Annotated in this window: 11 protein-coding genes and 1 pseudogene; all 12 read left to right on the forward strand. The window is 46.4% G+C overall.

Annotation, left to right across the window (positions count from 1 at the left end; genetic code table 11):
• The first annotated feature begins 5 nt into the window (after positions 1 to 5).
• A complete protein-coding gene (gene cobD / locus AC58VC_RS12340) occupies positions 6 to 1,112 on the forward strand; it encodes a threonine-phosphate decarboxylase CobD (protein ID WP_497369079.1) in 1,107 nt (368 codons plus the stop codon).
• Positions 1,105 to 2,703 carry a cobyric acid synthase gene (locus tag AC58VC_RS12345; RefSeq protein ID WP_497369080.1) on the forward strand — a complete coding sequence of 533 codons (1,599 nt, stop codon included), beginning with the start codon at positions 1,105 to 1,107 and terminating at the stop codon, positions 2,701 to 2,703. The genes cobD and AC58VC_RS12345 overlap by 8 nt, the downstream gene beginning before the upstream one ends.
• Positions 2,700 to 3,269 (forward strand): cob(I)yrinic acid a,c-diamide adenosyltransferase, encoded by a 570-nt coding sequence (locus AC58VC_RS12350; protein WP_497369081.1) that lies wholly within the window; start codon positions 2,700 to 2,702, stop codon positions 3,267 to 3,269. The genes AC58VC_RS12345 and AC58VC_RS12350 overlap by 4 nt, the downstream gene beginning before the upstream one ends.
• Positions 3,266 to 4,207 carry an RluA family pseudouridine synthase gene (locus AC58VC_RS12355; RefSeq protein ID WP_497369082.1) on the forward strand — a complete coding sequence of 314 codons (942 nt, stop codon included), beginning with the start codon at positions 3,266 to 3,268 and terminating at the stop codon, positions 4,205 to 4,207. Before AC58VC_RS12350 ends, AC58VC_RS12355 begins: the two co-directional genes overlap by 4 nt.
• 128 nt (positions 4,208 to 4,335) lie before the next feature.
• A complete protein-coding gene (locus tag AC58VC_RS12360; protein WP_497369083.1) occupies positions 4,336 to 4,701 on the forward strand; it encodes an arsenate reductase family protein in 366 nt (121 codons plus the stop codon).
• Positions 4,702 to 4,708: 7 nt separating this feature from the next.
• Positions 4,709 to 5,806: a site-2 protease family protein gene (locus AC58VC_RS12365; RefSeq protein WP_497369084.1), complete on the forward strand. Its 1,098-nt coding sequence runs from the start codon at positions 4,709 to 4,711 to the stop codon at positions 5,804 to 5,806.
• 32 nt (positions 5,807 to 5,838) lie between these two features.
• Complete coding sequence (locus AC58VC_RS12370; RefSeq protein ID WP_497369085.1) at positions 5,839 to 7,014, forward strand: aminotransferase class I/II-fold pyridoxal phosphate-dependent enzyme; 1,176 nt, start codon at positions 5,839 to 5,841, stop codon at positions 7,012 to 7,014.
• A 90-nt stretch (positions 7,015 to 7,104) separates the two neighbouring features.
• Positions 7,105 to 8,241, forward strand: a complete 1,137-nt coding sequence (locus AC58VC_RS12375; protein WP_497369086.1) for a DNA sulfur modification protein DndB — start codon at positions 7,105 to 7,107, stop codon at positions 8,239 to 8,241.
• Positions 8,241 to 9,419, forward strand: a complete 1,179-nt coding sequence (locus AC58VC_RS12380) for a DNA sulfur modification protein DndB (RefSeq protein ID WP_497369087.1) — start codon at positions 8,241 to 8,243, stop codon at positions 9,417 to 9,419. Before AC58VC_RS12375 ends, AC58VC_RS12380 begins: the two co-directional genes overlap by 1 nt.
• A 218-nt stretch (positions 9,420 to 9,637) precedes the next feature.
• Complete coding sequence (locus AC58VC_RS12385) at positions 9,638 to 9,826, forward strand: hypothetical protein (RefSeq protein WP_497369088.1); 189 nt, start codon at positions 9,638 to 9,640, stop codon at positions 9,824 to 9,826.
• Positions 9,827 to 9,996: 170 nt separating this feature from the next.
• Positions 9,997 to 10,389: pseudogene (locus AC58VC_RS12390) on the forward strand (transcriptional regulator); the annotation flags it as partial.
• Between the two features lie 480 nt (positions 10,390 to 10,869).
• A complete protein-coding gene (locus tag AC58VC_RS12395) occupies positions 10,870 to 11,097 on the forward strand; it encodes a DUF7667 family protein (RefSeq protein WP_127457765.1) in 228 nt (75 codons plus the stop codon).
• The last annotated feature ends 38 nt before the right edge of the window (positions 11,098 to 11,135 follow it).

The raw sequence follows: 11,135 nt of genomic DNA on the forward strand, positions 1-11,135 counted from the left end.
CATTCATGTTAGAACGCTACGGACACGGAGGGGATCTCTGGACTGCTGAAGAAACGTTCGGCCGGCCAAGAGATCAGTTTCTCGATTTTAGCTCAAATATGAATCCGCTCGGTCCACCTCCCGTTGTTAAACAATTATTGATGGATGCATGGCAAGATATCGTGAAGTATCCAGATCCTGCTGTCCGTGAATTGCGTTACAAGCTGGCTCAGAAGTATGGAATTGGTGTGGAGAGCATCCTGGTTGGCAATGGGGCAGCAGAGCTGATTGATCTGACAGCGAGAGTATTGAAGCCTTCAGTGACGGGGCTTGCGAGGCCGTCCTTTAGTGAGTATGAGGAAGCGATCCACAAAACAGGGGGCAGGATTTACAATATCCCGCTGAGGCCCTCCCATCAGTTTGAGCTGCAGCAGCAGGATGTAGAAGCCGCAATTTCGGCTGTGGATCTCTTTTTCCTAGGCCATCCCAATAATCCGACAGGTCGGTTGCTGCCACGCAACATCGTAGATAGTCTCTTAGAGAGTGGTCGCAGCTGTGTGCTTGATGAGGCCTTCATGGACTTTGTTCCAAATGAGCAGGAACACTCGCTGCTTAAGCTGGCTTCAACGAGCCAGAAGCTCATCGTTATTCGCTCTATGACGAAATTTTATTCGATTCCGGGCATTCGGCTAGGGTTCATGGTGGCGCATCCGGATTTGATTCGGGAAATCAGGCAGCAACAAGTACAGTGGAGCGTTAATTACTTGGCTCAGCGCATCGGTACGGCAGTACTGGAGGATGAAGAATTCGAGCTGGCGAGTCGTCATTGGCTGCAGGATGAGAAGGCTTGGCTGACTGATCAGTTGCAGCAATTGGGCTTAGATGTAGTGCCTACGGAAGTGAACTTTGTATTATTTTCTTTTCCTACAATGCTAGGCTTAACCGTGAAACAGGCGCAAGAGCATATGGGGCAAATGGGCATTTTGATAAGAGATGCCTCGCTTTTTGAAGGCTTGAACGAACAATATGGCCGAGTCGCTATTCGGCTTCGCGAAGATAATGTGCGCTTAGTCGAAGGGCTACGTTTGACAATGGCAGCTTTGGCACAGAATCGAGGTCTTTCTCATGACTAAAGCAGCAACGTTAATGATCCAAGGCACAGCTTCGGATGTAGGCAAAAGCATTCTAACGGCAGCGCTATGCCGTATCCTTGTTCAAGATGGCTGGCAGACAGCACCATTCAAATCGCAAAATATGTCGCTCAATTCTTACGTTACCTTTGACGGAAAGGAAATCGGAAGAGCGCAGGGCGTTCAGGCGGATGCCTGCCGTATTTTAGCAACAACGGATATGAACCCTATTTTGCTTAAGCCGAAGCAGGATATGGTCGCTCAGGTGATTGTGCACGGCAAGCCTTATTCTGATTTAGATGCCAGAACCTATCGGGAATCGTACCTGCCGAAGGCGGAAGCGATTGTCAAAGACGCCTTAGGGCGGCTGCGCGACGAATATGAGATTGTGGTGCTGGAGGGAGCAGGGAGTCCTGCTGAAGTAAATCTGAAGGATCGCGACATCGTCAACATGCGTTTAGCCGGATGGGCCGATGCGCCCGTGCTTCTCGTCGCTGATATTGATCGGGGTGGTGTCTTTGCATCCATTGTAGGGACACTGGAGATTTTGACGCCGGAAGAACGAGATCGTGTGAAGGGCTTTATTATCAATAAGTTCCGTGGCGATGTCAGTCTGCTGAAACCGGGATTGGATTGGCTGGAGGAGAAGACAGGGAAGCCTGTGTTAGGTGTTATCCCCTATTTGCCGCAGTTAGGTATTGAGGATGAAGATTCCGCTTCACTGGATTCCAAACGCATGCTGAAGAGAGCTCAAAGCGCGCCTGAGAAGTCAAAGGATCAATTGGATGTAGCGGTGATTCGCTTGCCTCGGCTGTCTAATTTCACGGATTTTGATCCGCTTCAGGAAGAGAAGGATGTTCATTTCAGATACATCACGCATCTCTCCGATTGGGGAGATCCCGATGTCGTCTTGCTCCCGGGAAGCAAGAATACGATGGATGATCTGCGGCACTTGAACGAGTCCGGCCTTGCGGCTCGAATCAAAACATTTGCAGAATCCGAGAATGGATGGGTCGTCGGCATTTGTGCGGGGTATCAGATGCTTGGCGTTAGACTGCTTGATCCGCATAGTTATGAATCCGATCAACCTGAGCTTGAAGGAATGGGGCTTTTGCCGACAGAGACCGTATTTACACCAGACAAACGAACGGTTCAAGTGCAGGGAAGCTCTTCGCTTTTTACAGATGATGCGAGCCGGATGTTTGATATTGACGGGTATGAAATTCATATGGGCCGGACACGGTTTTTAGAAGCTACGGTCATGCCTTTTCAAATTAGAGCGTATACCAATGATGAGGCCTTCGCCTTGAATGATGAACTGCATGGAGACGGGGCAGCTGTGAATCAGGGACGTGTTTGGGGGACTTATGTACACGGGATTTTGCATAATGATGATTTCCGGAGAGCTTGGTTAAACCGCATTCGGAAAATGAAAGGGCTCACGTCTGTTGACGGGGGCTTCCGCTACAAAGAACGCAGAGAGGCTGCGTTTGATAGGCTGGCTGACCATGTTAGAAGTCACTTGGATATGCAGCGGGTTTATGAGATGATGAAGGTATCACAGCCTTGTCAAAGGGAGGACGTCAAAGAATGAAAATTTATACTCGCACCGGGGATGCCGGACAGACAGGTGTAATTGGCGGTCGTGTGGATAAAGACGATGCTCGTGTTGAAGCATACGGAACGACAGACGAATTGAATTGTTATGTAGGTCAGGCGATGAGCTTCATGGACCCGGCCAAATATCCGGATTTACTGCCGGATTTACTTCAAGTGCAGCATGAACTATTCGATTGCGGATCGGATCTTGCGCTCTTGAAGCAGGAGCTGCGCCCTTATAAAGTAACGGCAGCCATGGTGGATGCGCTTGAGGCGTGGATCGATAAATACGATGCGGAAACGCCGGATATTACGCGGTTCATCTTGCCTGGCGGCGGAAGCGTGTCTTCTACGCTGCATGTCTGCCGCACGGTTTGCCGCAGAGCGGAGCGCAGGGTCGTCACGCTCGCACGCACGCAAGAAATTAACCCGGAAGTACGCAGGTACTTGAACCGGTTGTCCGATCTGTTCTTTACGATTGCCCGCACAGCGAATCACCGCGAAGGGATTGCTGATGTGGAGTATATACGCAGCGCCGAGGTGTTTAGACGCAAATCATGAGCTATTATGAACCGCTAGTATATATGGTGCCGCCGGAGGAAGAGGGATTTATTCTTAAGACGGTGCTGCAAAAAAGATTGATGGTCTCACGCAAGCTGCTGTCCCGGATTAAATTGACGGAGCAAGGAATTACCGTGAATGGTGTCAGGCAGTACATTAACATTAAGGTGAAAGCAGGAGACCGTGTAGAGATTCGTATGGAGGAGGAAGCGTCCGAGGATATTTTGCCGCAAGACCTTCCTCTGCATATTCTTCATGAAGATGAGCATCTGCTGATTCTCGCCAAAGACGCTGGGATCATCGTGCATCCCACGCATGGACATTACGTGAATACGATTGCTAACGGTGTTGTGTATCATTGGCAGCAGGCTGGCATTACATGTCGTTTCCGGCCTGTACACCGGCTTGATCAAGAAACATCCGGTGTATTGGCGATCGCTAAGACGCCTTATGTGCACCAACAAATATCGGAGCAGATGATTGCGCATCAGGTGAAAAAGGAATATTTGGCCTTTGTATGGGGACATTTTGAGGAGACGAAGGGAACGATTAATGAGCCTATCGATCGCGATCCCGAACAACCGCATGTGCGTATCGTCACTCCGCAAGGTTACTCGGCAGTCACCCACTACGAAGTCGTGGAACAATATTCGCAGGCCGCATTAGTTCGTATTTGGCTCGAAACCGGGAGAACGCACCAAATTCGCGTACATATGCGGCACTTAGGTCACCCGCTTATTGGGGACAAAATGTATACATTGCCCGAATTTGAGACGAGCCCGGCTGCAGAAGAAGCTGGCGAGCGGCTGAATCGGCAGGCACTGCATGCTTTTAGGCTAGGTTTTGTTCATCCTGGGACAAGGGAATGGACAGAGTTTAACGCTCCACTTCCTGCAGATTTAGCTGGTTTACAAGCATGGCTACAAAAAAATGACTAGTTTTACAAAAACCATCCAAATTTTAGGGTGGTTTTTGTTTGGAATAACTTGACTTTCCAATTAAATTAGCCCAAAATTTTAATTAATTATGGATTAGCTTTCCACATACATAAAGGAGTCCTTACATCATGGGAGTAAAAGTCTATTGTTATGATAAATGCGGCACGTGCCGAGCAGCCCTGAAATGGTTAAAAGCGCATGACGTTGAAGTCACAGAAAATGTTCCGTTATTCGAGACCCCGCCTTCTGCCAGCGAATTGTCCAAGCTGTTAAGTGATAGCGGACTTGGTATCAAAAAGTTTTTTAACACCTCTGGTGAAGTGTACAAAGAGATGAATTTGAAAGACAAGCTGCCAGGCATGACACAAGAACAAATGCTAGAACTATTAGCTTCAAACGGCAGATTGATCAAACGTCCTATTGTGACGGATGGAGCGAAGGTTACGGTTGGTTTTAAGGAAGCTGAATATGAGGAAAATTGGGTAAAGGGGTGAGGTGAGGTTGGAACAGAAGCAGAAACCACCACGCAAAAAATCACCGCTAGCCATAGGTGGTTTCCTCGCGGTTTTGCTCTCGCAAGGAAAGCTGCTTTTGGCAGCCCTGAAATTCGGCAAGGTCGGCGGGGCCGTCATCTCGATGTTTATTACGATTTGGGCTTACGCATATCTCGCGCCACTTCCTTTTGCCATTGGCATCGTGGTCATGATTCTAATTCATGAACTTGGTCATGTTTTTGCAGCAAAATTGAAAGGGCTTCCTGTATCGGCGCCTGTCTTTATCCCCTTCCTTGGCGCATTGATAACAATGAAAAAAAATCCGACCGATGCCGCAACAGAAGCTTTTATCGGTATCGGAGGCCCTATTTTGGGGACAGTAGGGGGCGTAGCTGCGTTTGCACTCGGCATGTATGTGGATTCCCCTGTCATTGTTTCAGTAGCATATGCTGCGTTTTACCTGAATTTAATTAATTTATTGCCGATTCATCCACTGGATGGCGGTCGAATTGCAACTGCTGTAACCCGTTGGTTGTGGATTGTCGGTTTAATTGGCGGTTTAGTTTTTATTTTTTACCTGGATCATTATGTCAATCAACTTATTTTCTTAGTCATCTGGGCCATGTTTGCCTGGGATCTGTATAAGAAATACGTGAAATACAGACATAGGGAGCAGTTAGTTTCTGTTTCCACCCGCTTTGAATTTGCTGCCGACCATTTGCTTCAGCAAGGGTATATCATCCCAGGTGAAAATCACACGCGCGATTTGGACTTTACGACATATTCGGATTTACAGGGTGCAGGTGACGGCAGGCAAACGATTGTCATGTACTGGCAAGGAATTGGCTTTGAAGGTCAGGCTTATTTGCCCCAGCAAGCCTTGATTCGAAGGGTGCAGTTAGTCAAAGTAGATCGTTTGCAGAAAGAAAGCGGATTTTATCTAGGACTGCAGGTGCAGGTCGATTTTTCACCTTTAGGTATTCAGGAGCGGTACTATGAGGTTCCGACCAAAACCCGCTGGAAATTCGGAGCAGCTTATTTTGGGCTCATTTTGTTCTTACTTTATATGATTAGGCTGGTTCATCAAGCAGGAATTATGGATTGACTGTTTAATACAACATAACGAGGATAACTATCATGACATATATTGGATCAAAACGGCTTAGTCAGTTAGGATCTGCTATTTTTTCGGAAGTAGCAGATTGGAAGAGAGAGGTTATGAACCAAGGGGTAGACGTCATAGATTTAGGTATAGGAAGTCCTGATCTACCGCCGTCAGAACGCATTATTGAAGCCATGACAGAGGCAGTGCGCAACCCAGCTAACTATGGATATCCGACATCGGAGGGCAGCTTAGCTTTTCGTGAAGCGGTAGCGAGGTGGTACCAGTTCCGATTCGGTGTAGAACTTAATCCCGACAATGAAATTTTAACGTTAATGGGTTCTCAAGATGGTCTTGCTCACTTGGCGCTTTCACTCTGTGATCCTGGGGATATCGCAATTGTCCCCGATCCAGGTTACCCCATATATTCGGCAAGTCTCGTGCTAGCGGGAGTTGAACCTTACTTGCTACCCCTGCGCGCTGTAAATGATTTTTTGCCCCAATTAGATGACATCCCAGTAGACGTGGCTGCCAAAGCGAAATTCATCTTGTTAAACTATCCGAGCAATCCGCTGTCTGCTGTTGCAGATCGTGCCTTTTTTGAGCATTTGATAGCCTATGCCAAAAAGCATGAATTGCTTGTCGTACACGATCTAGCCTACTCTGAAATGGCATTTGACGGCTTTAAGCCCATCAGCATTTTAGAGATCGAGGGCGCTAAGGAGGTTGCTGTCGAGTTTCATTCTCTGTCCAAAAGCTTTAATATGGCAGGTTGTCGGATCGCGTTCCTAACTGGAAATGCAGCTGCGGTAAAGGCGCTGCGAACGCTCAAATCGAATATCGATTATGGCGTATTCGGAGCCATCCAAGCAGCTGGAATTGCAGCATTAGAGGAAGATATGGAACACGATCATTCCGTTGCCGGCGTTTATGAAAGAAGACGAAATGTGTTTATTTCGGCTCTAGCAGATGCAGGTTGGATCATACCGCCACCCAAGGCAACCATGTTTATCTGGGCACCCATTCCAAAAGGATGGACATCTCGACAAATTTCCCGGGAAATGCTGTTTCGTGCTGGTGTCGTTGTTATACCTGGAGACGCTTTCGGAGCAGAAGGAGAAGGCTTTGTACGAATTGCTTTGGTGCAGGATGAAGCCAGATTACTTGAGGCGGCAAGACGCATAGGAGATTGGCTTCGAACCGTAGAATGAAAATTAGAGATTTTGGTAAAAATAGGAGAATGAGAGATATATTAAATTTTTGCGCAAGATTAAACCTTAATAGTTGAAAGGGGTAAGCATATGGACGCCATTTCCTCATTATCAGAGCTCTTAGCCGAGCAGAAGCCTTCATCGTTTGTAGAAATTCCTGGAGTCCTGGGACAGACGTTTGGGCAAGCGACAATTGCAGCTACATTACCTATGAGCAAATTATTTTCACTCTATGAAGTTGATTTAGAAGTTCAGCGTGCGATTATTCCACGCAATCTTTCTAAATTAATCGATTATGTTAATCTGTACTTGGAAAATCGCCAACCGATCTACTTCCCGGGCATTATTTTCTCGGCAAGAGGCGCGGGTCAATATGACGATGAGCAGCAAGCACTTCGTTTGCAGCCGATTGAGAAGTTGTACGTAGTGGATGGTCAGCACAGACTGGCAGCTTTCCAACGTATTATGGAAACGTTGCAAAGTCAGATGGCACGGGCCAAAGATCGTCGGGAATACGAGAAAATGGAAGAGATCACCGAGAAGCTTCGCCGCTTGTATGCTTTCCCGATTTCCACGATGACGTACCTGGACATTAATGCTCGTCAAGAGCGCCAATTGTTTTCGGACATCAACAAACTTCCTCGCAAGCTTGGCGGCAACTTGGCTGTGCTTCGGGATCAACGCAGATTTTACCATGTTGCTGCAACGGAGCTTGCATCCAAAGCCCCGGCTATGCAGAAGCTGACAGTCGATATGTTCTCTGAACGCGGCAAATCGCCTGAGTATTTGTTCTCTTATCACTTGCTGATTGAAATTTTGGTTGCTTTGTTCGAAGGCAGAATGAAATCAGCGGCCCGGAATAATGGTTACCAATATGAGGACAAAGATCTTCAGGATCTAGTCTCTTTAGCGGGAACCTACTTTAACGGTTTGCTGAATCATTTGGATGAGCCAGCCAAAGGTGAAATTGTTTGGACGGAAAATATCCAAATTGCCCTTGCTTTGTTTATCCATGAAGAAGCTACGAAAACAGGCAAATTCAATCGTTATGCGCTTGAGCATGCTTTGAAAATACTTCCACATGTGAATTGGAATGGCATTTATGCGGGAGACGAGAAAGACCGTTTGCCAAGACGTACCCGTATCATGAAAGCTTATAATTTCATCAAAAATTTCTATACGGAACAGAATGCTTTCCTAATCAGCGATAAGGAGGATGTGAGCTAATGGAAGGATTACGCCTCAAAATGACGATTCATCCCTTTTGCGAGAGATTCGGGCTTTCAACCGTAGCCTTGCGCGTTCAGGATTTGCTCAATTATACGATGATCGACCCTATGGTACAGCGGAAGCTCAGCAATATGCAAAGACGCAAAATTTCCACGTATCTGCAAGAACGCGAGTTGGATCATGTCTTTTTTGGTCCGGTTACGCTTTCACTGCGTGAAGTGAATCAACTGTCCAAAGGCGAGAAGGAATTTTTGCTAAAGCATGGCTCGAAGCTTTCTATTTTGGACGGACAGCATCGCATCCTGGCGCTTGGTTATGTGAATGAGCAAATGCAGAAGGAAGTTCGACGTTATGAGAAGAAGCTGGTGCTTCTGAAGATTAAACAGCGTAAGATGCCTCAAGATGCGGACATTAAGCAAGAAGTTGAAGAAACGGAAGGCACGATCAATCAACTTGAGAGCAGACGTCTTGATTTAATGGAGACACAGCTTGCCGTGCAAATCTACATTGGCTTAACGGAGGAAGAAGAGCAGCAGCTGTTTGGCGACATCAACTCCAAGGTTCAGTTGGTGAGCAAAGAGCTCGGTCACTCTTTCGACTCCATTGATCCGCTTAATCTGGTTATTCAGCAAGTTGTTGATCACAACGTGTATCTCAAAGCTGTCGGCGTAGAGCGACGCAGTAATTTGACGTCATTTAACCGCAATTTCACATGTTTCAGCTGGTTATATGCGACAGCTACGATGTTATTTTCAGGCAGAATGCAGCCGTCTTATGAGCTTCAGCGCAAGATTCGCCACGATCCTTCTACATATGTGGAGATCCTGCACCAGTTCTTCAATACGTTATTGCCGATGATGCCGGAGCAACCAGGTCTTGCGCAGTATACATCAGCAAATCGGGTAATCCAAGAAAGTATCGCGCTCTATTCGAACCGATTCTTGTTCCCGAACGGGCAATATAATGAGGAATGGACAGATTGCTTGCAAATTCTTGAAGGATTTGACTGGTCCCATGAGAATGAGGAATTGATTTATGTCTTCGGCGCATTGGATAACGGTAAAATCAACCTGATTCACGAAAAATCATTGAAAAAGCATGTGAAGCTTGTGCAATTTTTCCTTGAAGGCACAGATTCAGACAGTGCTTCGGATGAAGAAGAATCAACAGCTTAATAGGCTAGATGAAAAGCCTTTCTCTCTCAACGGATGTTGTGAGAGGAAGGCTTTTTTTACGTTTTGTGGTTGTTTGCCTCGTCCGAACTAATATTGGAAGAGTAGAATTCCATAATCTACAAATATACGAAATATACGAATACCTTCCGTCATTCGTCTATACCAAAAAAGGTCGCTAGAATACTATATACTATAAAGCTTGAAAGGAGGAGAAAACGATGAGTTGCTCCGTATATGCTACATTGTCTCGAATCAGCCTTGGCACAGTCATCACAATCCATGCAGGTACTACTCCGAACCACACAGGTAGATTTCTAGGTATTGAAAATGGTAACGTTGTTCTTGCAAGTAATAATACTGTATTCTTTTTCCCAGTTGATAAAATCTCCGTTATCCACATTCCTTAATTAAAAAGAGTTTGAAGAGGCTGTCTTGAAAGGTCAGAAATGATCTGATGGACAGCCTCTTTCTTTCGCGTTACACTTACTATAATTCGGTCGTGAAGAACACGCCGCTTCGATACTTTGTATCGGGGCGGCTTTTTGTGTTTATTTTGTCAACAAGAGGAGTGCGGCACATGCAAAGTTTTGATCAGAAATACGAGGAATGGCTGCAAATGAATATCATGCAGGAAGCTAATCCGAGAAGGCGGGGATTGATTGAGAAGGGGCTAGGTCATGGGACAGTGGAATTTCTGCGAACCATTTGGTATCCAACCGTGAGAAATTTTGACCACTTGTATCCTGAATGGGAGGTGCGTGATTTTAACGGTGGCTACCGTTATGTGGATCTAGCATACAGGCCAGGCGGCATGAATGGCGCTATTGAAATTCAAGGCTATGGCTCTCATGCAAGAGATCTGGATGTAAATCGATTTAAGGATTTATGTTGGCGGCATAGTCTGATGGCTCTTGATCGTTGGATATTATTACCTGTGGCTTACCTTTCTATTAAAGATGAACCTTGGCGATGGAAAAGGTATCGCACGTATTGCTTACGGACTGAGTGGACCTTATTCGGCGAAAAATAGTCCATTTGAAATTCTAACGGACACCAATGCAGTTATTCACGTGTTTAGCGTGGAAAATAACCAATTTTTGTCCGTTAACGACTCTGGAGTCCGTTAGGACAAGGAACAGGGGCAAATTATGCGAAATAACGGCAATGGGGCCCGTTAGCGGAGCACAGGTGTGAGACGATTCGATGGAGGTCGCTCGCATACAAGGTGTGGGGGGATGTTTGTGGAATATGAAGTGGTACGCTTCGATGACGAGTGGTAGGGTACGTGGTATGAAGAGGGATTCAATCTACGAAGTAACCTAGCCGTCCCCAGCACCAGGACAATCCACAGCACTAAGAATTTTTATAATCATCCGCTTGTTTCAGCGCTCCCAACTTTGTCCATACTGCATAATGTTAGCACCTTATCAAGCAGGAGGGTCTGGTAACCATGTTGGCCGTTCATCAACGCATGGCGGAGTTATGGACATTACGCAGAGCGCGAGAGTTAACGCGAGCAGAGCAGGATGAGTTAATGCTGTGCATGGAAGCTAACGCGACATATGTATGGAACCGATTAAAACTAGAAAATTTATCGCTTTGCGCCTCGCTAACAGGAGATTATGATTGGCTCCATGATATTTGCGAGCGCATAGAAAAGATTGAACCTAAGCACTGACCAAAGGGGTCGGTGCTTTTTTCCTTTTCTGCTAGAGA

The sequence above is a fragment of the Paenibacillus sp. J22R67 genome (genome assembly GCF_059692175.1).

Bases quoted from the DNA above. Each gene is read 5' to 3' on its own strand.
- AC58VC_RS12345 (WP_497369080.1), top strand. From the start codon at position 1,105: ATGACTAAAGCAGCAACGTTAATGATCCAAGGCACAGCTTCGGATGTA.
- AC58VC_RS12360 (WP_497369083.1), top strand. From the start codon at position 4,336: ATGGGAGTAAAAGTCTATTGTTATGATAAATGCGGCACGTGCCGAGCA.
- AC58VC_RS12370 (WP_497369085.1), top strand. From the start codon at position 5,839: ATGACATATATTGGATCAAAACGGCTTAGTCAGTTAGGATCTGCTATT.
- AC58VC_RS12385 (WP_497369088.1), top strand. From the start codon at position 9,638: ATGAGTTGCTCCGTATATGCTACATTGTCTCGAATCAGCCTTGGCACA.
- AC58VC_RS12380 (WP_497369087.1), top strand. From the start codon at position 8,241: ATGGAAGGATTACGCCTCAAAATGACGATTCATCCCTTTTGCGAGAGA.
- AC58VC_RS12395 (WP_127457765.1), top strand. From the start codon at position 10,870: ATGTTGGCCGTTCATCAACGCATGGCGGAGTTATGGACATTACGCAGA.
- AC58VC_RS12375 (WP_497369086.1), top strand. From the start codon at position 7,105: ATGGACGCCATTTCCTCATTATCAGAGCTCTTAGCCGAGCAGAAGCCT.
- cobD (WP_497369079.1), top strand. From the start codon at position 6: ATGTTAGAACGCTACGGACACGGAGGGGATCTCTGGACTGCTGAAGAA.
- AC58VC_RS12355 (WP_497369082.1), top strand. From the start codon at position 3,266: ATGAGCTATTATGAACCGCTAGTATATATGGTGCCGCCGGAGGAAGAG.
- AC58VC_RS12350 (WP_497369081.1), top strand. From the start codon at position 2,700: ATGAAAATTTATACTCGCACCGGGGATGCCGGACAGACAGGTGTAATT.